At 43.3% G+C, this 25,317-nt stretch carries 19 protein-coding genes and 1 pseudogene; 8 read left to right on the plus strand and 12 right to left on the minus strand.

Translation table 11 applies throughout. The features are described 5' to 3' along the window. Positions 1 to 187 precede the first annotated feature (187 nt). Complete coding sequence (locus J2Z66_RS01430; protein WP_209968975.1) at positions 188 to 1,801, minus strand: type 2 periplasmic-binding domain-containing protein; 1,614 nt, start codon at positions 1,799 to 1,801, stop codon at positions 188 to 190. Positions 1,802 to 2,312: 511 nt separating this feature from the next. Here J2Z66_RS01430 and J2Z66_RS43300 point away from each other — a divergent pair. Next, the gene (locus J2Z66_RS43300; protein ID WP_281068772.1) at positions 2,313 to 2,435 is read left to right on the plus strand and encodes a hypothetical protein; all 123 of its coding nucleotides are present in this window, start codon (positions 2,313 to 2,315) and stop codon (positions 2,433 to 2,435) included. 58 nt (positions 2,436 to 2,493) lie between these two features. Here J2Z66_RS43300 and J2Z66_RS01435 read toward each other — a convergent pair whose 3' ends face one another. Further along, entirely contained in the window at positions 2,494 to 2,961 is a 468-nt protein-coding gene (locus J2Z66_RS01435; RefSeq protein WP_209968978.1) for a hypothetical protein, read from the minus strand. A gap of 249 nt (positions 2,962 to 3,210) precedes the next feature. Here J2Z66_RS01435 and J2Z66_RS01440 point away from each other — a divergent pair, with 249 nt between their 5' ends. From J2Z66_RS01440 to J2Z66_RS01460, 5 genes and pseudogenes are all read left to right on the plus strand, one after another. After that, entirely contained in the window at positions 3,211 to 3,711 is a 501-nt protein-coding gene (locus J2Z66_RS01440; RefSeq protein WP_209968981.1) for a hypothetical protein, read from the plus strand. 256 nt (positions 3,712 to 3,967) lie between these two features. Beyond that, complete coding sequence (locus tag J2Z66_RS01445) at positions 3,968 to 5,065, plus strand: YheC/YheD family endospore coat-associated protein (RefSeq protein WP_245375193.1); 1,098 nt, start codon at positions 3,968 to 3,970, stop codon at positions 5,063 to 5,065. A 564-nt stretch (positions 5,066 to 5,629) separates the two neighbouring features. Further along, positions 5,630 to 5,890, plus strand: coding sequence for a hypothetical protein (locus tag J2Z66_RS01450; RefSeq protein WP_209968984.1), 261 nt, complete (start codon positions 5,630 to 5,632; stop codon positions 5,888 to 5,890). Between the two features lie 168 nt (positions 5,891 to 6,058). Next, positions 6,059 to 6,687, plus strand: a pseudogene (locus tag J2Z66_RS01455) (YfbR-like 5'-deoxynucleotidase). A gap of 930 nt (positions 6,688 to 7,617) precedes the next feature. After that, on the plus strand, positions 7,618 to 9,117 hold the full coding sequence (locus J2Z66_RS01460) for an ATP-binding cassette domain-containing protein (RefSeq protein ID WP_209968987.1): 1,500 nt from the start codon (positions 7,618 to 7,620) through the stop codon (positions 9,115 to 9,117). 467 nt (positions 9,118 to 9,584) lie between these two features. Here the strand turns inward: J2Z66_RS01460 and J2Z66_RS01465 are convergent, their stop codons facing one another. The 5 genes from J2Z66_RS01465 to J2Z66_RS01485 form a co-directional block, all read right to left on the minus strand. After that, the gene (locus J2Z66_RS01465; RefSeq protein ID WP_209968990.1) at positions 9,585 to 9,812 is read right to left on the minus strand and encodes a DUF8617 domain-containing protein; all 228 of its coding nucleotides are present in this window, start codon (positions 9,810 to 9,812) and stop codon (positions 9,585 to 9,587) included. Positions 9,813 to 9,927: 115 nt separating this feature from the next. Continuing rightward, positions 9,928 to 10,596 carry a TVP38/TMEM64 family protein gene (locus tag J2Z66_RS01470; protein ID WP_209968992.1) on the minus strand — a complete coding sequence of 223 codons (669 nt, stop codon included), beginning with the start codon at positions 10,594 to 10,596 and terminating at the stop codon, positions 9,928 to 9,930. A gap of 65 nt (positions 10,597 to 10,661) precedes the next feature. After that, positions 10,662 to 12,677 carry a Na+/H+ antiporter gene (locus J2Z66_RS01475; RefSeq protein WP_209968997.1) on the minus strand — a complete coding sequence of 672 codons (2,016 nt, stop codon included), beginning with the start codon at positions 12,675 to 12,677 and terminating at the stop codon, positions 10,662 to 10,664. 899 nt (positions 12,678 to 13,576) lie between these two features. Then, positions 13,577 to 15,199 (minus strand): MDR family MFS transporter, encoded by a 1,623-nt coding sequence (locus J2Z66_RS01480; protein ID WP_209969000.1) that lies wholly within the window; start codon positions 15,197 to 15,199, stop codon positions 13,577 to 13,579. 196 nt (positions 15,200 to 15,395) lie between these two features. Next, the gene (locus J2Z66_RS01485) at positions 15,396 to 15,854 is read right to left on the minus strand and encodes a CBS domain-containing protein (RefSeq protein WP_209969002.1); all 459 of its coding nucleotides are present in this window, start codon (positions 15,852 to 15,854) and stop codon (positions 15,396 to 15,398) included. Between the two features lie 210 nt (positions 15,855 to 16,064). Between J2Z66_RS01485 and J2Z66_RS01490 the strand changes: the two genes are divergently transcribed. Both J2Z66_RS01490 and J2Z66_RS01495 read left to right on the plus strand, forming a co-directional pair. After that, a complete protein-coding gene (locus J2Z66_RS01490; RefSeq protein WP_209969004.1) occupies positions 16,065 to 16,523 on the plus strand; it encodes a MarR family winged helix-turn-helix transcriptional regulator in 459 nt (152 codons plus the stop codon). 103 nt (positions 16,524 to 16,626) lie between these two features. After that, on the plus strand, positions 16,627 to 17,097 hold the full coding sequence (locus J2Z66_RS01495) for a MarR family winged helix-turn-helix transcriptional regulator (RefSeq protein WP_209969007.1): 471 nt from the start codon (positions 16,627 to 16,629) through the stop codon (positions 17,095 to 17,097). A gap of 189 nt (positions 17,098 to 17,286) precedes the next feature. Here J2Z66_RS01495 and J2Z66_RS01500 read toward each other — a convergent pair whose 3' ends face one another. From J2Z66_RS01500 to J2Z66_RS01520, 5 genes are all read right to left on the minus strand, one after another. Then, positions 17,287 to 17,565, minus strand: a complete 279-nt coding sequence (locus tag J2Z66_RS01500) for a type II toxin-antitoxin system RelE/ParE family toxin (RefSeq protein ID WP_209969011.1) — start codon at positions 17,563 to 17,565, stop codon at positions 17,287 to 17,289. Next, entirely contained in the window at positions 17,565 to 17,813 is a 249-nt protein-coding gene (locus J2Z66_RS01505) for a hypothetical protein (protein ID WP_209969013.1), read from the minus strand. The genes J2Z66_RS01500 and J2Z66_RS01505 overlap by 1 nt, the downstream gene beginning before the upstream one ends. Positions 17,814 to 18,095: 282 nt before the next feature. After that, positions 18,096 to 18,479 (minus strand): AbrB/MazE/SpoVT family DNA-binding domain-containing protein, encoded by a 384-nt coding sequence (locus tag J2Z66_RS01510; protein WP_209969015.1) that lies wholly within the window; start codon positions 18,477 to 18,479, stop codon positions 18,096 to 18,098. A 207-nt stretch (positions 18,480 to 18,686) separates the two neighbouring features. Next, on the minus strand, positions 18,687 to 20,153 hold the full coding sequence (locus tag J2Z66_RS01515; protein ID WP_209969018.1) for a sialate O-acetylesterase: 1,467 nt from the start codon (positions 20,151 to 20,153) through the stop codon (positions 18,687 to 18,689). Positions 20,154 to 20,173: 20 nt separating this feature from the next. Continuing rightward, on the minus strand, positions 20,174 to 25,312 hold the full coding sequence (locus J2Z66_RS01520) for a DUF4838 domain-containing protein (protein WP_209969021.1): 5,139 nt from the start codon (positions 25,310 to 25,312) through the stop codon (positions 20,174 to 20,176). Positions 25,313 to 25,317: the final 5 nt, after the last annotated feature.

Below are 25,317 nucleotides of genomic sequence, written 5' to 3' on the forward strand. Positions count from 1 at the left end.
CGAATTCAGCTATCAACAACAAGGTGCAACAAACCTGTACCCTTTTTTTCGGTTTGGAAGGCCATTAGAGCAATTCCTTTTCCAATTTCGCAAATTCAACTACTTGACATTACACCGCTGGGGTTGAAAAAAGCAGCACGAAGGAACTCTCTCCTGTTCAAGTAGAGAACCTTCGTGCACGTTCCTCTTACTTCGCCAAGCCTGCCGCTTTGATTTGAGCTGCATATTGTTCGAACAGCGCATTTCCGTTGTACTTTGTCATAAGCTCTTCGCGGTATGCGGGCCAGTTCTTACCTGACTTGTCATCAAATACTGCTTTTGCTTGAAGCTCGCGTTGACGCTTGCGGAAAGTACCCAGGTCAAATCCCTCAGGCGGAGTCAGGCTTGTGCCGATATATGGAAGTGAAGGGAACCCAAGAATTGTTTTGGAAATTTCACGATCCCGATCGGATTCATTCGCATTAATAATAGTCAAGCCAAGAACCGTCGGAGTTTCAGGCGTGAAGAAATCCCATATTTTAAGAAAATCCCCCTTATCCGTAATTTCCTTCTTTGTTGCCTCCGTGTTAAGCGTGATTGTGTCGCCGTTACGTGTATAGTGCCTGTTCTCAATACCATAGTGTGTCAAGATGTAACCTTCTTCACCGGCCAACCAGTCAAGAATTTCAACGATGCGTTCAACCTTCTCAGGCGAGTTTTCGACTACCCCTTTAGGGAATAGAACAGGGGATCCCGGCGCAATTCCGGTAGAGATAGGTTGACTGCCAAAAGGTGTGAAGGGAATCCAGTTCGCATTCGGGAACAATGCCTTGGTTTTGGACTGCAAGCTCTGCGGGTTGGAATCGAAGGCGAAATCCTTCGTAGCCCCCATAATGATACCCGCTTTACCTTGCGCTGCACGGTCGACATGCTGAGGCGATTTATTCAGGAACCAGTCCGGATCAACCAGACCTTCGCCAATGACCTTCGAAATATCGTCAAGCACCTGCTCTACGCGTGGATCTGTTTGCATGTCGATGAAATTACCGTCTTTTATAGTGGAAGCAAATACCAGGCCTGCTTTCCAGTATTCCGGCCATTCAAGTCCAATTCCGTCTCCGCCTGTTGCAGTTGTGAAGCCAAATGTATCCTTTTTACCATTGCCATCCGGGTCATTGTTCACAAAGGCTCTAAGTACGTTTAGGTATTCATCGTAGGTTTCCGGCACGGACAGATTGAGGGTATCCAACCAGTCCTTACGGATATACCAAGTACGGTATAGTTCCTTGTTATATGGAGTCGGCATACGGAAAGTTCCGTCTGCAAACTGATAACGCTGGAATACTGTCTCATCTATCCAATTTTTGAAGTAGTTCGGCATTGCTTGTGGAGTAACGAAAGTACCGATGTCTGCAAGTATACCGTCTAATACATATTTTAGACCGCCATCCCCATTCGCATCACGCCATACATCCGGTGACTGGTTTGATGCTAACTGTGTATTTAGTCTTGTCACATAGTCTTGCCCAACTGGCATATAATCCAGCGTAATCTTAACATTGAATTTTTCTTCAATCGTTTTCTTGACGAAATCCTCTGCATCCGAAGGGAGCTGTGCATTCGCAGGAGCATCTACCATCATACGAATGTCTAATAATGCTTTCTTGGCAGCCGGCGCTTCTGTTGCGCTGCCCGCAGTGCTAGCTGGAGCAGTCGTGGAGGTTACAGTCCCTTCGTTGGAGCTGCAGGCACTAACGATTGCAATACCCAGCATGACGGCCGTAAACGCTTTCCATTTTTTACTTAAAAGTTCTTCTTTCATCGATTCATCCCCTTTTTTGAACTCCAGCAAGGCTGATTGTTCAATCATTTTGTCGTGATATCGTAATTATAGCTGTCGATTCTGATTGGGTTCCATGCATAATACTCTTGTTTATTTGCACAATTCTCTAGTTTCTTCGCCGTTAACAATGGGTTATGGTTTCTGCTCATGTAGGATCCGTTTATCAAAAACATTGTTTGAAAAGGAGCCTGGATTCGGAGTTTTTCGTCGGATTTCGGAAGTTGTTCCACTTTTCCCGGGTGGCGGAACCAACGTCCTCCTCCTGCTCTTCCGTACTCCGTTCCCTCGAACTTTTGTCGTCGATGCCCCCGGATAGCTAGCGAGAGCTGTCTTGCCTGCCGGTCAATTGCCACGCCTGGATCACAGACCCGTCGAAGGCTTCGTTATGTTCCGCATATGTTGACAGGAATAAGCAAATTGTGAACTTATTATGCGTTAGGCTTCTATGTATAATGAGGTCAACGACCCCCAGAGAAAGGAAGAGACCGCAATGAACAGGATGGCTTTAAAAGCCTACGCGCTGCCCGATACTTCATTAACTGTATCCGGTATCGGACTGGGCGCTTCTCCTTATGGAGACTATGTGGACGGCCTTCGTCTGAACGACAACTAGACATTTTCAGGGAGCATGGGGGCAACTACTTAGATACGGCTCGCACCTATGGAGAGCATCAGATTTCTGAGCAAATTGTTGGACATTGGATGGAGAAGCGCCGCAACCGCGACTGCCCGACATTATTATACTGGTAGGTTTCTCTGTATATTGTCCCTTCAAATTCTCCCAATTGCGAACGCCTATACGTACTTTTATCTAGAGATATCACATTGCCCCATTGATCTTCATATTGCACCGTGTAATTTTTTCTCATTGTAAGATCCCCTGAATACGAACGGAAGGAACTTACATCCTGTGCTTCAATGAAGTATTGATGAGCGCTTTTGTCATATAAATAGTAATCGGTTCGATATAAATTGCCGTATGGATCAACCACTTCATTTTGCCTTCCCCATCGATCATACGAAGCCGTCATCGTATTTTGCATCGGATCTTTAGCATAGTTAGTCCTCGCCGCATCGTCATAGTGGTATTGTGAATATTTCCATCCAACCTCAGAATCATAGAATAGATTAAGAAGCAAATTCCCGAATCCATTATAGAAATTACTCGTTTGATTTAAATAGGTTACTGTGCCATTCATCATTTAGATTATGAAAGGATAATCAATGAAAAAGACGGTGGTTACGGTAAGTCTAGTATTGGGACTTCTTTTAGTGAGTGGATGCTCATCCAAAACGGAAAATAATGTCCCTTTGGAATCAACACTACCAACTTCACCAATTCCAACTGCAGTGGAAAGTATCAGTCCTGGGCAGGCACGGATGGTAGCATGACGTCAGAATTACTATCAGGATACCAATTTGAGTTTTATGGCATACCTGGGTATATATCTGATATCGTAGGGAGCGACAAAGTGACGGAGTGGATGAAACAGTTTGAGAGCCTTGAAAACCCAAAAGAACGCAGCAAGCAGGAAGTAAATTTCGCTAATGTTATTCTTGAATTGCAGGTGCCTAAGGAAGCTGTTATCAAAGCCAATCAAGGACTCGTATTCACGGAAGAACAAATTGAAGCCATCTATTCTGGAGATAAAAAGCGTATCAATCAAGCGTTTGCCAATGAACATGCTCTTCTCGTAAATGGGAACATTTATACAGCAGATTGGCTTGCAGCTCATACCGCCACGGACTATAAGGCTGAGGGAATAACTGAAGAGGAATTGTTTCTATACATAAAAAAAATAAACAAGGAAGAGTTGGAAGAGGAATGTAGCAAGATTAAAAAGGAATTAAGCAATGCTCAAAACTTACATCAAGCAAATATAATTTAGTTGTATCTGGAAATTCATATTCCCTTAAGAGAGTTGCGTCTTTTTTAATAGTACATAGTTAATTTATCATCAGTATTTTTTGCATTTATCGCCTTTTTGGCTTTCATTCTCAAATGGGGATAATCCGGAATTAGGGGAACTAGATGGAAAAACGGTACCGCGAGGTAAATTACCCAGCCCATTTAAATTAGGCAAGCATCCCCTTTTCTCTTTCACACATACATTATTATTGCTAACTGAGATTTGGGAGGATGTTATGATGAGTAAACCTCTTATTGGTATTCTGGCACATAGAACAAATAAAACGTTTATGAATGGCGGTTTTTTGCACGATTTAGTCCGTGAAGGCGAAAAACTAAATAGCCAGGTTGTTGTGTTTTCTCATTTAGATCTGATAGAAAAAGACAAGAAAATTCACGGCTTTACACGTTCCCCTTCAAATCGCTGGAAGATGAACATCTATCCTTACCCAGATGTCGTGATTGATTTTTGCCGGTATCTTAAAAAGCCTTTTCGGGATATGCGTCGCCGGAAAGATTTGTTCACTTATGCCAATCATAAGTTCACCTACAAATGGAAAGCTACTAGGTTATTTAGTAAATCAGAGAAGGTGAAGCAATGGATACCGGAGACCTTACTTTATACCCCTCAAAACCTACGGGACATGATCCGTAAACATCCTATCCTCTACATCAAACCAGGCAACGGTACTGGTGGCCACAGTGTAGTTAAACTCTCAAGAAAATCCGGTACATTTCACATCAAGGGCCGAAAAAAATCTGCGCGCTTGACGCATATTGTTCTGCCCTCGGAAGATTCGGCAGTCCGATGGCTTAACTCATGGGTGAGTACGCAGCGGATTCGCACCGGAAATTTTATGATTCAGCAAGGATTGAATCTGGAACTGATCCCCGGACGCGTACTGGATGCCCGACTGATCATCCAAAAAAACGAAAGGGGCGGGTGGGAAGTGACCGGTAAGGGCATGCGGGTCAGTGCTAAAAACAGCCCCACCACCAATCTGGTTCATGGAGACGGCAAAGCATTGCGTTTTGAACCGTTCATGATCCAACGGTTCGGCCCGGAGAAAGCCAAACAAATCAGCCGGGAATGCGATCAAATGGCCATGAAATTGATGGAAGTGATTGAGGAGCGGTATGGCTCAATGGTGGAGTTCGGTTTGGATGTTGGTGTCGATGTGAAAGGGAATGTCTGGTTAATTGAGGCGAACCCGAAGCCGAGCCATACCATCTTCTTGGGCACGAAGGAAATGGGCCTTTATCGCAAATCCATACAGCGTCCCATTCAGTATGCGGCGTATCTAGCAAAAACAAAATTTGAAAATGGATCGTAGGCACGTTAATAACGCCATATTTCTTTTGTTGTTCGTTGTAGAAACAGTCAAAGGGCGAGTTTTTTTCGCATAGAATCTGAAAGATTTACCATTGGGCAAGTATGTCCTTGCTTCAGGAAACCAATATAATGATAAGTAATAATGACGCATGACCTTGCAGGGTCGTGGGCTTCTGGGTTCTTAGTGAATATGGGTTGCAGCCCTCACTAAGACTGAGCATCTTTCTTGGATTGGGATTCGACCTTCGATTGTTCATCGGGGTCGTTTCCTTTTTTCGTCGGAATTTCTCGGTAAATTTTGATTTTGCATCACCGAGAAACAACATGAATCTTCCGTATCTCGTGCGATCTCGATCGTATGTCGGTGATTCATTACTTCCTCCAATTGAAGAACCAATGACCATTGCTAAGCATGGACCGGGTTGCCTAGACTTAGATTTTGGAGATATTGAGAGGTAATTTTCCTTTTATAAAATGAAATGGAAACAGATTTCTATTGTGGTAATCAGTGCTTGCGGTTTAAGAGGAATTGTTTCTATACATTAAAAAAATAAACAAGGAAGAGTTGAAAGAGGAATATAGCAAGATTAAAAAGGAATTAAGCAAAGCTCAGAACTTTACATCAAGCAAGTATAATTTAGTTGTATCTGGAAATTCATATTCCCTTGAATGGCTAACAACACATATGGTTCAAGAATATGAAAAGGCAGGTATTACAGCGACGGTACTTGAACAATACCTCAAAAGTATAAATATACATGAACAGAGTGAAGAATACGACTATCTAAGCAGCATATTGGGAAAACTGAAAGAATCCAGCCTCTAATTTAGCACATAGTAAATCCAATATTCATGCTAGCAAATGGAACGACTTCGCAGCTTCAGTGATTTATGTGATAATTTCTTTTTTCAAGTTAATCCTCCAATAACAATCAGAATGTATAATTTACGTAAAGCAGCAAATTTACATCTATCTATGAAAGGAAATCACATTATGGGGATTCATACGTATTTTCAATCGTTAACCGATCTAGAGCGCATTATTCGTTGCCCGGGTAAATTCAAATTTCAGGAACATAGCGTATCCGCACACTCTTGAAGGTCGTTCAATATGCCAAAACGTTGGCCGATATCGAAGAAAGTAACGGAGTCACTGTTGATTGGCAAAAGCTTTACGAAATAACAAGCAGTCATGATTACGGTGAAATTTTTATTGGTGATATTAAAACGCCTGTAAAACACTATTCACTAGAACTTCGATCCATGCTGCAGCAAGTAGAAGAAGGAATGGTCGCTCATTTCATTGACGAGCATATTCCAGAGGAGTTCAAATCTATATTCCGCAGACAACTGCGCGAAGGCAAAGACGAATCGGTGGAAGGTCAAATATTAGAAGTCGCTGATAAAATGGATCAGATCTACGAGGCCTTCTCTGAGCTGCAGCGGGGCAACACAGAAAAAGAATTTATCGTGATGTATCGCAATGCACTTATCAAAATCAAGCAAATCAAGCTGCACTGCGTGGAATATTTTCTTCAACATATTTTACCCGACCTGGTTAGCGAAGGATCACGTTCTCCTATTGATATTGCAAAAATCACAAATGAAGCGTTAGCGTCATAGCCGCGGCTCTTCATTCAAGTACTCTGCATGCAAGTGCTCTTCGTTCAAGCTCTCCAGATACAACATCCTCTTTAACCGCAAAGCTAATCCCTCCAGTTATGGCCATCCAAGCCTCCCCTTCACTTTCTGATAAGCCCAAGTCTTTGAGGTTTTTTCGCCTCTGTGCAAGTTGTTCACGAATTTATTGAGCAATTATTTATGAAGTAATAAACGAAGCCCAGGCGGTAACAAATACCCACCAAGCGAGAGTAAGTCGCAAGGTGGATTTAGAAGGCTTCTTGTTACGTGTATTATGCCCATTTGTTTTATACATAAACTCCGGTTTAACAATACCCAATATTCCCGATATCACAAAAAAAAGTAAAAATAATGACAATATGATTCTATCTGGCATATTATTTCCCCGTTCTTACGTGTTGATTGATTCTACTCGGAAATCTTCATTGGATACGATGGTGAAGAGAACTGAATTATCCTCATGGATAATAATGTTATAGCTATGTAAATTTCTTTTTTTTCATTGGACCAGATTTTTAGTATCACTCCATCATTTCTAAGCAATCGATAGTTTTCCCATTCCAGTTTGTATAGACCCATTTGACAGAATTACAGTAAAATGCTAGATTGAAAATAACATATTTTGAACGGAGGGTGAATGATTTGAGCAATTGTTTATTTATTATAAAAGCAAATAACCTAATAAATAAACAAGAAGCTGCATTCACCCGCAATCATATATAACAAATCTATATTTGGTTATTTATTTCCACTTATAGTCTGTTTATATTTCTATTTTCGAATAGATTTTGAGCGAGATGCTTCTGTTTATTAACAGGGGCATCTTTTTTTTGTTGAAAAAATTCAGGGGTGATGAATATGAACAAATCATAAAACGTCTAAAACAATTGAAACGAAATGAGGTAATCAAATATGATTGAAATTAAACACATAACCATCTACACAACAAAAGACAGCCGGACAATGATACAAGACTTTAATTTAAGTATTCAAAGTGGAGATAAATTAGCAATCATCGGTGAGGAAGGAAATGGAAAAAGTACTTTATTAAAGTTAATTTACGATGAGCGATTAATCTTAGATTACTGTACCTACGAAGGAAAAATTTTCAGAAATGATTATTCATTGGGATTTCTTTCACAGGAACTAACGGATGCAGAAAAGCAAATGACCATTACAGACTTTTTTAAGGAAAACAATTGGAGTAAAGGCTTATTAAAAGCCATGGATGATTTTGGTATTGAATCCCTGGTTTCAGAAAAAAAGATAGGCGTTCTTTCAGGCGGTGAACGGTTTAAATACCGTTTTTTACGGCTGCTGGCTTTAGATCCCGATGTCCTTCTGCTAGATGAACCAACGAATGATTTGGATATCCGAACGATGGAATGGCTAGAAGTATTTATTCAGCAGACGGCTATACCTATCCTATTTGTATCGCATGATGAAACATTTATTAGCCATACAGCAAACGGCATTATTCACATGGAACAAACACAACGCAAAAAAGTACCTAGATTTACGATTTCGAAAGAGCCCTATGAAACTTATCTCTCCAATCGAGCGAGCCATTTAAATAAACAAGAGCAGGTAGCGAAAAAACAAGCTTCTGATCACAAAAAACAAATGAATAACTGGAATGATATTTGGCAGAAGGCAGAACATCAACACCAGAATGTCTCTCGGTCAGATCCAAGATTGCAAAAGAAAATAAAGTCATTAAAAAATCAAAAGAAACGCATTGAAAAAGCAGCTGAAGCATTCCAAGATATGCCGAGTGTAGAAGAAGCAAGCGATTTTCAATTTGATTCAACTATTTATGTGCATAACAGTAAGAAAATACTCGACTTTTCATTGAAAACACTACAAATAGCTGACAAAAAACTAGCGCAAAATATCCATTTGTCCATTACCGGCCCAGAAAAAGTAGCAATTATCGGAAAAAATGGTATTGGGAAAACGGCGTTATTAAAAAAAGTGAAAGATGAGCTAATCCAACATTCTTCACTAAAGATAGGTTACATGCCACAAAACTATGAAGACCTATTAGATACATCAAAAACGCCGATTGAATTTTTAGAAAATTCAGGAAATAAGGAAGCGATCACTAGAGTTTTCACACATTTAGGTAGTATGAAATTTACCTCTGATGAAATGCATCATTCCATAGAAAACCTAAGTGGAGGACAAAAAGCGAAATTGCTCCTATTAAAAATGATATTAGATCAGTGTGAAGTACTAATTTTGGATGAACCGACAAGGAATTTCAGTCCATTAACAACGCCTGTTCTATGCAGTTCGTTAACGGCTTTTGAAGGTGTTATTATTAGTATTTCACATGATCGCCGTTATTTAAATGAAGTAGCAACGACTATTTATGAACTAACTCCAGAAGGTTTAACAAAAATAAAATAGGGTTGAATTAGTGAAAACAGCCTAAAAAAGCATCTGTATGTTTATTTCATAATAAGCGTACAGATGTTTTTTTAAGCTGTTTATAACACGTTTATAAAACTAAAAGTCAAAGTTAATCCTTGAAAATTGGCTCTGCAGCAAAGTTATCGTCTGACTCCATGGGCTAAAGGGATCGTCTGGCCATGAGCGAAAGGCTTACGGACATCACAGCCGTTATTTGTGACAAAATCGCCAGATTTGAAAGGCTTACGGACACAGAAGCCCTTAATGAGACCTTTTTCTCCTGTTTGATCTCGTTTCAGGGCAAATAAGGGATCTCATGTCCGTATGTTTTAGAAATGGCCTCATTTCGGGGAAATAAGGGATCTCATGTCCACTACGTTCGTCCACACTGTCCATAACCTGACTAAAGGCTTCTTCATCATGGAACTCTAAGCAGAACAGCTTCTGTCAACTTGCTCATTTTACTATGTTTCTAAAACATAAGTTTTTATTATTTTCGTGCCATCAAAAAAGTGTAACCTCTCACAAGCATTACAACGCCAAACATCATACTGAGGTTCTGGTATTTCATCGATAGAATCGAGCTCATAGATCATATCCCATTCTTTGTCGGTATACACTTTTAATTCCACATCATTTGGTACTAGGCGATTAGATAAAATTTCCCCACATTTACATTTCATCTTAGCCATTTCCTCACCTCATCAGAGATTCAGTTTGGTTTTCCTTCCTGATACCTCAAGACTATACTATGGAAAATATAACATCATTTCAAATATATTACTACCAGAAATTTCATAGTCCGGTCTAAACATCAAAAGAACCCGAACGCTTCTTCCGCAACCTTTTACGCCTCATCACAACCACCACTAAGACGCCAACCACCAACAAAACCACAGCAGCATACAATCCTTCTTCCATAATATCAGACACCAATCCGTAGGTAATCAAGGAGAGGATGCAAAAATAAAGCAAATTTCCGGCAGCCGTACTGATAATAAATTTTTTCAGCTTGACCGTGCTTACGCCCGCTGCTATGTTAATGAGACTAGATGGCACAAAAGGAAACAGTCTTGCTATAAAAACAAACCAAGAGGCGTTACGCTCTATCCTATCCACCCATTTACGGTTCAACCGTTTATTCACTGACTCCTGAAACCAAAGACGGATCGTATAGAATGAGATGATTGCCCCGATTATACTAGTGACCCAGCTCCAAATATAGCCATAACCAAGACCAAACAACGATAGGTTCACCGATATGACCAAAATGACTGGAATGACCGATAGCAGGTTCTGAATGATCATAATGATTAACATTAGGATTAACATCAGGGCAAGATTATCGTTCGTTATTTCCCGAATGCGGTGTAGATCGACCTGCAGCAGGAACCGGCCATTATCCGAATAAAGCATGATAAGACTAGTAATGACAATAGCGGTAAAAGAAATCAGTCTAAGCTTCCGTTTTTTCACGAGCACCTCCTCCTTCCCTACATTTTCGAAAAAATGACCGGTGCCTTCATCCCTTAGTTATGCTTTCATTCCTGCTCAAGAATCGAAGCTTCGCGATCACGAATAATACGTCTGAGCCCACTCGCCATTTCACGGGTAATTTCTCCCTGCTCATATAGGCTTTGAACCTCGTCCCGTTCCGCCTGGATGGCTATCCAATGCAAATCTCTTTTGATCTCCTCATTCCCTTCATTGCTGCCCCGAGACATGGGATGATAAGGTTCTGACAACTTATTTTTAATGAAATCGTAGTGATGGATGATGTCCATGACTTCACTTTTATCAGGACCTGAGCACCGATCTTCAAAAGCATTGATAACTGCGCAGCTGGTCTGATGCTTGATTGTCCGAATCGCTTCCCGATCCGACCGGGATAACTGTTGTGGCGGCTTCGCTTCCTTCATGAGTAGAATTCCCTTCAGCCGTCTAACCAAGTTTTTAAGAAAAATGACCCAAAGATGCTTCCTTTTTGACAAAATCAGTTCTAGCTGCTCTAAGCTGTTCAAGAATATAGCGGCATGCTCCTTGTTTATTTCCCCGCTTGCCAACAAGCGGTTTACTGCTTCACGCTCTATTGCAATAGCTTCGATACGCAGGGCGGCTTCTTTCTTATACATCTTCAAATTCCGCTGTATGCCGCCATTAGGCTGCAATTGCCTGATCCATCGCTCATAATCCGCACGGACAACTTCTGACTCGGTTTTATTTTCTTCATTAATATGATAATGGATGGCTTGAATGGCTGCGTTCATCATCTTGATCTGAACATCGAGCTCCTTCTGTGCACGCTTCGCTTCATTGCTTCCGTCATCGGGTTTGACTAAAAGTGGCAGAAGAATGCTCGCTGCAAGCAGCGACAGCACAATGACAGCTGTTGCCAGAAATATAACCAGGCTTCTTTCCGGGAACGGATCACCGTTGCCAATAAATAGCGGTATGGAGAAAGCTCCTGCCAGCGTCACGGCGCCGCGTACTCCGGATAACGAAGTCATTGCCAGTATTTTAAATGAAATGTTGTTTTTGTTTTCTCTGCCTAATATCGAAAAAGCAAAGACCCATAAAAAGCGAAGGACAAGCAGCAGAATGAAGATGATCAAAGCATATCCTATGACCTCAAAATTGTTAAAGTCAGGACTCTTGAATATCGTGCTGAAAACATCGGGGATTTGTAAGCCCAGAATGACAAATACGAGCCCGTTCAACAGATAGAGAATGACGGACCAAGTATTGTCCGATACCTCGTTCGTTCGCGGCCTAATTTTGCGTGACCTGTCACGTTCAACAGCATGCATAACACCGCCGGCAACCGCGGCCAAAATACCTGACACCCCTAATTCCTCGGCCGTCAGATAGAGGGCAAACGGGGTTAAAATATGGATCAGCATATGCATCGTCTCGTCTTCGAGCCCGGATCTGCGGAGCCATTCACGTAACCCTGTAATAATCGAGGCCAAAATAGCCCCAACCACCAGGCCGCCAATGGCGATAATCAGGAAGCTGACGCTCGCCTTGGGCAATGAAAATACGCCAGTCACAGCAGCGGCCATAGCGAATTTGAAGGCAACAAGCCCGGAAGCATCATTCATCAAGGCTTCCCCTTCAAGCAAATGCATCAGGCTTTTGGGCAAACGAATTTTCCCCGCCAACGCACCGACAGCTACGGCATCCGTGGGTGAAAGAATGGCCGCGAGTCCATAAGCGACAGGAAGCGGGACTGACGGGAGCATCCAATGAATGATGTAACCAATCACAAACACCGTTGCGAACACAAGGCCGACGGCCAGCATGATAATGGGGGCGCGAAGCCGCCACAGCTCGCTGCGGGGCGTATGCTTGCCATCGTTATAAAGGAGTGGAGCGATAAATAATAGAAAAAAGAGCTCTGGCTCCAGATGGAGATGAAAGCCCGGTGGAATAAAGGTTATAGCACTGCCCAAAGCGATTTGAATGAGGGGGACTGGAACAAATGGGAGCTGACGATGAATAACATTAGACACCCCAATAAGAGCCAGGAGCACTAAAATCATAACAAATAGTTCCATCCTCCATCATTCTCCTCTTTTAAAAACACCTTGCGGCGTCCTTTGATGTGCGTGTACGTAAGCCAGTGCTTGGGAGGTAAGGGTGTGAGCTCCAGCCGCTGTTAAAGATTTGTTCCTTTGAATGGAATCGTTGTGGATGCGCTGGAAATGAAAAGCGTGCGCAGCTGAGAAGGATTTACTACTTTTTAACCATGTTTTTCATCGTTAAAAGCAAGAGGCTGTCGATTAACTGTGGGCAACCTAAAAGTTTGCCCACAGCGGCGACAAGAGGCTGTAACGAACTCAGATCACTCTATTCTTCCGAATTTGGCTATTCTAAAATGCTAACGAACTCAGGAGGCGCTATTGCCAGCTTTTGGGGGAAATCAGGGCCTCTGGAGCCATTTAGCGTGGCTGGGATTCGTTACCTATGAAAGTTGGACTTTTTGCGTCCAATAGCGTCGTTGGGGTTCGTTAGCCGAAAGGAACACAACTCTCGCTCTCGTTCAGGGTGATCTTCAGTGATTCACAGTTAATCGACAGCCTCACAAACATCGTTAAGTGGAAGCACACACTCAATTCGAGGGAGGAGGCTGCACGGGCAATGTTGTCAGGTTAAGCAGCTTCTCAGTCGATACGCCGAGCAACCCGAGCAACGGCACGCGGAGAGCGGAGAGCGGACGGATTTCTAACGGACAAGGTTGCACCTTAGACGCGTTTTTTTCCATCCGTCGCCCATTTAACGGACATCAGCGACTCTTAGCCCGCTCAACAAGGGAAAAATACGCTCCGTTAGGGCTGTAAGAGGCGCTAATGTCCGTTAGAATTCCAGTCAGGCTTTTGGGGGGCGCTAAGGACCGCTGGTGTCCGTTACAGTTGCTGGCTTCCCATTTCGCTTCCGCTGCCCCTCGTTAGTTCAATTATTGAACAGTAGACTTTTTGAGCTTATTGACCGTTTGTTCTTCTGAAGGGTTTGGCGTTTTTTCATTAGAAGAACGCAACGGAATTTCCTTCAAGAAGAAGGTGAGCAGCAAGCCAAGAGCTACTAACACAGCACCAACTATGAAGACAGTTGACAACGAATCGCTTAGTACGGAACGCAGCATGTCAAGCATTTGCGCGAACAAAGACTGAGCTTGATCTGGCAGCGTTGTTTGCAGTTCTTCCAGCAAAGGCTGATTCAGCAGCAATTTGGGATCCAGCAGCTGCGTAAGCTTGCCAGCTGTTTCTGGATCGAGCTGGGATAGGTCTACTGCCGAGCCTGAAGTCATCGCTTTTTCCATATTGCGTGTCATTGTAGAGGTCATGACTGAACCTAATAAAGTGACCCCGATCGTGCCCCCCAGGTTTCTGAACAGCGTAGAGGTTGCAGTAGCAACACCAAGCTGAGAAGGTGGCAGCGCATTTTGTACAGTTAAAGTGAAAACGGACATACTAAGTCCAAGTCCTACACCAAACACCGCCATACTGACTACAGCAAGTGCTACGCTATTCATATTCGCCAGCATGATCATGCTGATGATCATAAAGGCTATGCCGATAAGTCCGAAGCGTTTGTATTTCCCTGACTTCGATATCCACCGTCCTGTCAAGGCGCTGAGTACGATCATCGCGATAGACATGGGTATATTCACAAAGCCGGATTGTGTAGGAGTCAAGCCTTCCACGCCTTGAACGAAGAAAGGTAAATAAATCATGGCACCTAGCATGCCTGCATTCATTAAGAAGCCCACAGCAAATGAAATTGTTACAATACTATTTTTAAATAACGATAATGGCAACACAGGACTTTTGGCTTTCCGCTCGATCATAATTAATATCAAAATGCCAATTACAGCGGCAGCAAAAAGACCAATGATTTCAGGGGAGCCCCAAGCATATTTATTCCCGGCCCACGAGAAGCCAAGCAGCAAGCTGATAATGGAGGCTGAAAGAACAAGAGAGCCCCAGTAATCGATCGATTCCGATGAAACACGCTTAGCCTTGGGAAACATAAACCAGATCATAAGGAATGCAACAATTCCGAGCGGCAGGAAGCCCCAGAACAGCCATTTCCAAGCCATATGATCAATCATAACGCCTCCAAGCGTTGGACCCAGAATGCTGGAAAATCCGAAGATGGACATCATAATTCCGGTCCATTTGGCTCTTTCCCGCGGTGCGAATAAATCGCCCACAGCAGTAACCGTTGTAGACATTAGAATACCTGCTCCAATACCTTGAATAGCGCGGTAAAAAATCATTTGAAAAATGTCAGTCGACAATCCCGTTAAAAAACAGCCCAGCATAAAAATAATAATGCCTCCGAGCAAGAAAGGCTTTCTGCCATAAATATCAGATAGCTTGCCGACCAGTACCGTAGCAATGGTAGACGTCAGCATAAATATCGTCATTACCCAGGAGTAATACTCCATGCCTCCGAGTAAAGCAACAATCCGCGGCATCGCGGAGCTTACGATCGTCTGGTTAATAGCAGCGAAAAACATGGCTGCCATAAGAGCGATCATAACCGTCACCTTTTGTTTCTGTGTTAAATGATCCATAAAGAATACTCATCTCCCTAAACTAAAAATATCGTATTAATGAATTAAAACATAAATTAGATAGGTTAGCAACCTATTTTTAATTGGAGTGAGCAGCTTCTATTTCGCTATGTATAATTTGATTATGTATACAATCCTCATTTTTCTTTAGCATATACTAGCTGTCATAAAATATGCACAGCCATGATCATTCTAATTATTCTAATAGGCCCTTAAAGGAATTTCTGATGACATCCCCGCGACTGATAATTCCAACTAATACCCCATTGCGTTCGACCACAAGTTTTTTTATTTGTTTTTTTCCCAGAATAGCTGCAATATTTTCAACTTCTTCATTCCACTGCACTTTATGCACCTTTATTTTTGCAATAGCCATCACATTTAAATCCAGTATTTTTTGCACCCTTTCCTCAAATTCATCTTCATCCCCTTTAATCACACCTATAACATAAAAATTGTCAATTACATAATCATTATGCTTTCCGATCAAACGCATGATATCTCCGTCACTTATAAAAGCAACAATTTCATTTCTGTCATTCACGACCGGAAGACCGCTAATACCATGATCAATAAATTTATTGAGAACAGACCTTATCGTATCCTTTTCTTTAACTTTAAACACTTTCGTAACCATAATTTCAAAGGCTTGCATAGATCATTCTCCTCATAGATGGGGTTGGCTAACAGACTAAAAATGATTATCACTATTCTATGCCTTTTTATTACGGAATAACAGGAAGATATTTAAGCGAAAAATATGGAACTGAACTAAAATTACTAACATACTTGATGATATCGTTTTTTTATTAGGTTGCCAACCTATATGATATATGCTTTAATACGATTAACGAGGTGATTGATTATGCATAAAGAAATGGCGTCCATTGAGAAAGATTTGTCCGAAACCTTTGAGAGGTTCACCCAATCCGGTTGGCGCAGGAAACAAAATCTTGGCATTAAGCCTAGCGAAGTCCGCGTTCTTCTTTGCCTGAAGATCCTCGCTAGTCAAAGCGATAATGGCGTCAGTATTTCTGATATTAGCAAAAGTCTGGCTGTAACCTCACCGACCGTCACTCAAATGATTAAGCACTTAATAAAATCAGGCTATGTACAAACCTTTCATGACTTCAAGGACAAAAGAATTACTTTACTCCGTTTGACAGATCGTGGGGAAACCCTGGCTCAGCAGGCCATGGAGCAGTACAAACTTATCTTCTCTGGTCTTATTGAGAGACTTGGAGAAGAGCAATGCCATACACTTATTGTTTTGCTTAGACAGGTTTACAACTATTTCCTGGATATTGAGCCTTGCGATAAGTAACAAAGTGAACAGATACACAGTCATCGGTATTCATAGTTGAGCGCTATTATGGTAATATTAGATTGGTCGAACTACCCATCCATAAGTGGAGGTGATATTTATCATGAATAACGAAATGTCATCTCTTGAAAAGAAGTTGACAGAAACCTTTGAACTATTCCTCAGAGCCGATTGGCGCAAGAAACAAACTACCAGCATCCGGCCAAGCGAAGTCCGCGTTTTGCTTTGCGTGAAAAATTTAAGTGATCAGACCGATGATGGCGTCAGCATCTCTGACATTAGCAAACGTTTGGCCGTAACCTCCCCAACCGTCACTCAAATGGTTAAACAATTAATTAAATTTGGCTATGTAGAAAGCTTTAACGACCCCAAAGATAAGCGAATTACTTTACTCCGGATGACGGAAAGCGGAAAGGCCCTTGCTCAGAAAGCTTTGGAGCGATACAAAATTCTTTTCTCAGGTCTTGTAGAAAAACTTGGTGAAGAACAAAGCGAGACACTTATTGATTTGCTAAATCAGGTTTACGTTTATTTCAATGAATTCATTAACATTAGAGGCGAATTTAAAGAGTAAAGTGGTTTTTAAAGTTAGGGTTAGCGCTAGTTGAACTTTTCATAATATCATTTCATTTTATGGTAAGACTGTTTGAGAGGGGCTGGGAGCAAGTACAAATTTATTGAGTCATCATTCCTCGATAAGACAGGGACTCCCAAGTGTGCCCCCATGGTTTTCGGCCTTACTTATGCATGCTTCTTCCTGCCGCTACTTATGCTTTTGTCGTTGATGCCACAGGGCTTCAATAAAGCAACTGCTCTTATCTTCCGAAAACGAATAATATACCTTATACTTGTCTATGAGTAAACGATATGTTCCTTTCCAAGAAGGCTCTTGAACAGGAATAGCTTCATTTAAAGTCAGGACTTGCCGCTCTATTCTGCATACCAAATCTTTCTTATATTGCCTGGTTTCTTGCTCAGAGAAATGAGTACTTTGAATCTGTCCCAGACTCTCTTTGGCCGATTTAGTCCATTTAATTTGCATTAGATATCTCCGTTTTCAATAGCTTCCAATATGTCTTCGGTAGAAAACACGTTTCCGTTCGCTATATCCTTCTTCGCTTGCAGGATGAGTTGTTTCAGTTCAGGATCACTTTCGATTTCTTCTTGAACAATATTTTGCAAAGGCTGTATCAAGTAACGTTTTCCCTCGACATCCAATATCGTACTCTCGCTATCATGAAGCCATGTTTTGAACAATTCCGCACTTGTTTCATCCAATTTTTTTATCACAAGGAGTCCCCCCGTTTCACTTTTCATTATATCTATTATAACATCCTGTCTGCGCTTTCGATACAACCCCATCTTTTATATCAAGCTGCTCAGCGAATTTCGAAGACGTAGTGGACATGAGATCCCTTATTTGCCCTAAAACGGGCTCAAACAGGAGAAAAAAGCCTCAATAAGGGCTTCTGTGTCCGTAAGCATTTCAATATCATGCAATTTTGTCACAAATAACGGCTGTGATGTCCGTAAACCCTTCAATGATTTCCACACCGAATTGTTTATGCATCCTTATCCCTCTTCAACATCAGCAAATAGCTCTGCAGTCGGATCGTCTCCGCTCTTATGATTACGAGCAATTTTAGCCGCTTCATCAATCATCTTTTCAATAGCTGGCCGCACTCTATCTTGAATTGCTTTAAAAGCCTGAACTAGTTCTTTCCCAGTTAATCCTTGTTCAACTAAATCCTCAAGAATAAGATCAGCAAATCCATCGCCTTGTTCACGGACTGGACGTATAATAAGTTCGGTACCTCTCAATACAATCTCAACCTCATCTTTTATATCAAGCTGCTCAGCGAATTTCTGTGGTATAGTAATCTGGCGTTTTGATGATACTCGAACCCTTTTAGATTCCAGATGGATCGGCGCCGCCTCTCGTAGTGCTTTTACCATAGGTATACCCCTCCATTTTTACAAATTATTCCATTAATATCATTGTTTTATTTCTTTATTTTACTATGTTTTTTTTGTTTTCAATAGGCATTGCTTTGTTATTCGTAGAGAACCCCTTCAGTCGCTTAAGTGAAAACATAATTGACTTTATAAAAAAAGACAAAACGCCCCAAAACAAGGTAGCGTTCTGTCTTTCAATAGTTTCTTCTATTCCTCTTCCGATGCAATCTCCAAACCATAAAACGAAAGCATAGGCATCTGCGTTTCTGTATCCATAGGCAGGAAGGCGGCGGGGTTGGCTTCGAATGCTCCATGGACAACTACTGTTCCTTCGACTGGGCGGGGAAGCAGCAGCTCGATCCTGTTTCCGCGTATGACCCGCCAGTCTGTTATGGCTAACAATCCATTTGAGTCTTCAATGGAAAAAATGACTTCACTTGGGCCGCTTGCGAATAATTCGCCCAGCACATCGTTAAATTCGAGTATTACCGACTGCATCCAAGTAGGCGACTTGATACCGAACACTGCTTTTCTGACATTTGGCGCGCGGTGTGGCAATGATTTTCCGTACAAATTGGCCAGAGCAGTCCTTCCCAAGCGTTCACCGATAAGTAAATTGCCTGCCGGACTATTATGAATGTGATCGGATAAAGGACAATCGAGTGCCGGGACCACATACACATGTTCAAGCTGCATGGCAGCAAGACGCTGGGCTTCGCGAACCTTTCCCCAGAATGGGTCATCTTCCTCTATCACCCAGTCCCCTGTACACCTGTTCAACTGCACTGTCAAAATGGGAAGCTCTGTGTTGTTCAAATCTTTTCGCCAGTACTTCACTACGTTGGAGAACCGCTCCAGATAGGTTTGAGCATTGTCAGGACTACAGTCACTGCATCCCTGATACCACAAAATGCCTTTAACACTTCCCCCGGCGGATTCAATGATTTCCAGCATGTTACGGTATAAATCACCATCCTCATCGGGGTTCCATCGTCCCAAGGGTGAACCGCCCAGTGCGGTTTGCAGCAGACCGATTGGCAGACCTGTTTCTTTTCTAATTTTCCTGGCAAAAGCGAGGTAAGGAGAATGGCCGGGATTTACCGGCTCACGATGCAGGGTATGAATCATCTGATTCGATTCGTTGAACGGATGCGTCGCCAAATCCCAGTGTCCGTTGTTGCGCAGCAAATGAATGCCTATTTCAGGCGGATCGGTTACCGGTCCTTTGCCATAGCCTGCCGCGTTGCTTTGCCCTGCTATTACCCAAATATCACCGATGCCGACGTGATGAATCATATCTCCTCGCGCAGCAAACCCCATCGGCTGTTCGTCGTCCATCCGCAGACAGCTTTCGATCCGGTAAAGCCCGCCTGCAGCGATACCTGAAATCGTAATCTGCCACTGTTGAGCGACACCCTTTTCGCTCTTTTCGCTCTTGTCGTTCAGGTCACTGCTGGCGCTCCTGTTACTCATGTCGCAGGGCTGCCAGGGAACGACGGTTTCGCCGCCGTCCTCCTTGACAATACGGACATACACCTGCTCCCTTTCGGATACCGATCCGCTTTGTGCGGACCAGCATCCTTTTAAGTGTATCGTCCCAAAGCCTTGCTTCTGTTGAATAATCGCCCAGTGCTGCGGCCCTTCAATGATTTCCACACCGAATTGTTTATGCATCCTTAACCCTCTTCAAGTTGTTATTCCTCAAGTGTAACCGTCTTAAAGTCAGACCAGCTCCACACCGATCCGCCTCCCCAGCCGAAAAACCCTTCCATGCCGTGATACTCGCGGAAAAAGAACGCCTTCAGTGTCTTGCTTACACTTGGATCCACATTGATGCTTGCAAATGGAATTACCTTAATCGCATTCCAACGGTCTGTTCCAACTTTGGCATGGGCTTCCCACTCTGTTGTAAATGCACCATTTGCATTAGGTCCACTGTATTCGATCTGGACGGCTTTCGGATTTACAAAAAATGCATAGTAAGAGCTTCCGGTCAAATCACCGGTAATATACGTTTCTACATCATCATCTGCCCCGCTTGACCACCAATGAGCAGAAGTAACTGTATCGCTTGCGACAATCTTCGATACGTCATCATCGAAATTTTCATAGCCGACGTAAAGATTTTCTTCATCCCACAGCAGACGTACTTTGGTTTCTACAGGAGCCCTATTCGTTGTTCCTAAATGAAAGAATTCCGTAACTGGCTCTGCATCTGCCCACGGACCTTGGCTGAAATCAAGCCCGTTAATGATCTCCTCCTTGCTTGCTGTCGTTTTGGTTGCTTTTGCACTCAGGTTTGGAAGCTCTCCAATCTTTAAAACCATTGCTTCAAAAGTCGCTTTAATCGGTTCGATTCTCAGCTTTTCTTTTGCATCAGCCAACGACCAGGCTTCATTCAGCGCCGCCTGTGCTGCATCCTTAATTCCCGCTTTTATCACATAAGTCCCGATATAAGTGTTAGCACTTGTGTTATAAGCTATCGGCTGTTGATCGTAATTCCACCCTTGTTCAATCAGATCATAATATCGACGCATCGGTTCTGCGGCAGCTCCATAAGCTTTCTGAATATACTCCTGCTTTAATTGCTCGATATCGGCATCTGGATTCCAATACAGCTTCTGGAACAACCAGAATTGCAGCGCATTGATTGACCAATTCGGAACTCTCGCGTCAATAAGGCCTTCGGGAATGACGCCCGTAATTCCCAAATCCCTGTAATACTTCATATCCGCCTGTACTTTATCGGCAATTGGTCTCTCGTAGGTGTCGGAAAGGAAAGAGCCATAGTAGTTATACATTACCACATTGGTTGTTTTCTCTAACCAACCCTCTAATTTAAGTCTATGACTATAATTCATACTGCTCTCATCGCTAGTGTTAAATGGAACCCGATCATCTCCGGTAAGCGGAGCCATAACGATGACAATGTTGTCCTCCAATTTAACCCTGGGCGGGATATCCGTAAAAAAGTAGGCGAACGTGACGATTTTGACATTCGGGTAGGTCGCTTTCACTTCGGCGGCAATCTTGTTTAAGAACGAATAAAATACAGTCGATTTATAATCTGCTTCGTCAGGCTGAATCACGGTACCGTCTTCTGTCGTAAATGGCGAACTGCTTAACTCTCCTTGATTAAAGTAATGATTATCGTTGATGCCAATACCAACATATTCGATTGGGTGCTCGACCAAAAACTGCTTCACCCTCCCAGCAATTACGCCCGGTACGTCTGGATGATAGAAGTTAATTTGCGTATCATCGGCGACCGGAATGTAATTCCCATTACTATCCTTGTTGTAATAGTCCTTATGCGAGTCGAAATACAGTTCATTGGGCAGCCAGTATCCAAGATTATGACCGAGAGTGAACGACTTCACGCCAACGGCTTCATGCCGTTCCCAGAGTGGGAGATTTGCGAATTCGGCCATCTTGGCATTCATTTTGTTGCGTGCCATCATCGCTTCTGTGCCGGGATCCTCGTGATATTCCCCATTGGCACCGTAACCGGTAAGATTCCATCCTCGCACCTTGAACGGCGATTTTTCAACATAATCGACTTTGGTGGCCTCGATTGTAGTTAGTGGATCATACAGGGTGCCGATATCCGTTGATCGGGTCCAAAGCACACCCGCATTTTTCTCTAGAAAATCATACACGCCGTTCAACACACCTTTAGGCTCGGTACCAAGAATATAAATCCGATTACCGGATTTTCGAATGGCATATCCGTCCGAATGCTGCAAATAGGCAATATCGTCTGGGAAGAGGTTGGCTGATACAGGATAAGATTCGGTCGTCCCCAAAATAATTTGCAGTCGCTCCTCGCTAGTACCGCTGTCTGCACCTAGTGTATGAACTTCTGGTAACTTACTTACCTTATGCAGCGCCATCTGCGGCTGCTCCACATCCAGCGAGGTTTCATTGTCCTGTTGCCCACTATCAGTCAACATTAATGAAACATCGTCAATCCATAATTTATCCGTTCCAGCTATAATATAGAAATAGATCCAGACATAGTCCAATTGAGTCTCTGCCTGCGGTGTATACTTCAGCTCGATATGGGTCCAATCATCTGTTACGTCTAACAATGCTTGAGGTGTACCCGGTACGTATTCCCCATTATTTTTCATCTCCATGAATTGCCCGATAACCTTCTGACCTTGCGCAGCACTGCCCTTAACCCATGCTTCCAGCACATACTCGCGTCCCGGCTCCAGTTTCAGTTGTTGATCCGTAGTTGCATAAATGTATTCCCACTGCCCCAAATCGATTCGCAGCGAATTTGCTCCGCTGTGCGACTCTTGATTGTCCAATTCGCCTGAGGGCACATTCCAGCCTTCGGGTAAATTGCTGCCAGCTGCCTTCTTTTCAAACCCCGGGTTGGAGATGAGGTTTTTCACCGGTTCGGGTTCAGGTGCCGGACTGTCTCCAACTTCTCTCAAAGTGACGTCATCAATCCATAACTTATCCGTTCCCGCTACGATATAGAAGTAGATCCAGGCAAAGTCCAACTGGGTCTCCGCTTGCGGCGTATATTTCAGCTGGACACGCGTCCAATCATTTGTTACGTTCAACGATGCTTGAGATGTACCCGGAGTGTATTCCCCGTTATTTTTCATCTCCATGAATTGCGCGATAATCTTCTGACCTTGCGCAGCACTGCCCTTCACCCATGCTTCCAGCACATACTCGCGTCCCGGCTCCAGTTTCAGTTGTTGATCCGTAGTTGCATAAATATATTCCCACTGCCCCAGATCGATTCGCAGTGAATTCTCTCCACTGTGCGACTCTTGATTGTCCAATGCGCCTGAGGGCACATTCCAGCCTTCGGGTAAATTGCTACCAGCTGCCTTCTTTTCAAAACCGGGGTTGGAGATCAGATTCCGGTCCAGATTTACTGTCAGGGTCATTGTAGACGGCGGAATATCGTCGGCGCTTGCCTGAATGGAAACGGTATAAATACCATCCATTATCGTGTTCAGCACCTCAACGGTGCCGTTAACGCTCTTGCTTTCTTTGGCTCCGAGTTCCACTTCGTTAAGAAAGGTAGAGGCAATCGGTCCGCTATCGGTCTGTATCAGTTGTACGCGAACGCCGTTACTTCCGTTGTTAATCAACTGGATTTGAATCGGATAAATGCCACTTTTCTTGATGTCGAGTTTATTGCTCCACAGTTGGGCACTAACGGAAATACCATCGACTTCCCCTTTCAGAATCGGAAGCTCTGCTCCACTGACCATCTTGACAGTACTTTGCAATTCTTCTGCCGCAAAGCTCTCCATTTCACTAGCATCGGGACTAATTAAAATATCCGCATTAGCTATCCCGTTTTTAGTGATGTAAGCAGCAGCTGGGCTTGGGCTTGGACTCACGCTTGGGCTCGGACTAGCAGTCGGGCTAGGAGTCAAACTCCCCGACGAAGATCCCGGAGAAGTCGTCGATGGAGCACCTGCTCCTTCTTCCTTGTCCGGCTTGTGCTCGAACGTCGATCCTTTAGCTTTCTCGCCATAGCTTGCCTTCTCAATCTTACCATCTCCCAGCACCTTGATCACAGCATCCAGGATCAAGGATATGATGGCTGCATCCTTGCCAAGAGTAAGCGTCGTACCAGCTGCGCCCTCTGCTAAGTTAAACTGCTTGATCGTGCCATCTTTCATCTCAATATTTACACCAGAAGCTTCTACCTGGACGGTACCAAAACTCCCCTTCAATACCACTTTTGCTCCCGCCTCAAGCTCCTTAGCCAATTTCACTATGGCGATCGAATTCACAGCAGCATTCGAAACTCCAGCTTCAACAGTAGCAGGCGAATTCACCAAAAGCTCTTCAGCCGTCGATGACCCTTCAAAAACAACACGCACAGCTCCATCCGCTTTATCAATTACAACTATGCTTAAGATAGTGTTCTCAAAGTGAATACTATTGGGTCCCCCACCCTTCACAGTAGTTGTTCCTGTTACTTTGACATTTTTGAGAATTACGTCTCCTTCACCAATGCCTTCTGCCAGCAAGAGCTTCCCCTTGATCTCCATGTTTTGCAAGGTAACTCCAGGAGCATTCACGATCACATTGGTCAAAACCAATGGCGTACCTGACTCAGGTCCATAGGTTCCAGCTTTATCATATACGGTTTCCCTGAGAGCCAAAGCCCTGTCCAGAACAGCAATCGCCTCAGCTCTGGTTATGTTTCCGGTCGGCCTGAAGGTTCCATCCTCATAACCATCCATAATGCCTTTATCGATAACCGCACCTAGCGAGCCTTTGCTCCATTCCGGGCGGTTCTTGGCATCACTGAACTTATCTGCGCCATCAGTCTTTTGCAGCGACAGCATGCCTGCTATCATCACGGCCATTTCTTCACGCGAAAGAGCGCGATCCGGTCTAAAGGTTTCATCCTCATAGCCCGTTATGTAACCAGCATGCTGCGCTTTTGCCACTTCCTCATAAAACCAGCTTGCTGCCGGAACATCACTGAATGTAACAGCACTTTTGTCCATAAATCCAAAGGATTTATTAACAAGCGTAATCAATTCACTACGTATGATTGCGTTGTCAGGCTGGAAGGTTCCATCGGGATAACCCGCTAATAATCCTTGCTCCAGCCACTTTGTTATTGCTTTCTCGCCCCAATGTCCGGCAATATCCGTTACCGAAGCACGGCTAACCGCAGATTCTGCAGCCTCATTGTCTACGGCATTAACCTCTATACTAGCGGCATTAGACTTTGCCGGAATGGAAGAGAGGAGCAAGCAGCACATCATGACGAGCGCCATACTTTGCTTCCATAAAAGACGCCTCGCTTTTTTCCTGTTCATATTCATAGTATCCATTTTTC

This window comes from Paenibacillus eucommiae (assembly GCF_017874215.1).
Lineage (GTDB): Bacteria > Bacillota > Bacilli > Paenibacillales > NBRC-103111 > Paenibacillus_AI > Paenibacillus_AI eucommiae.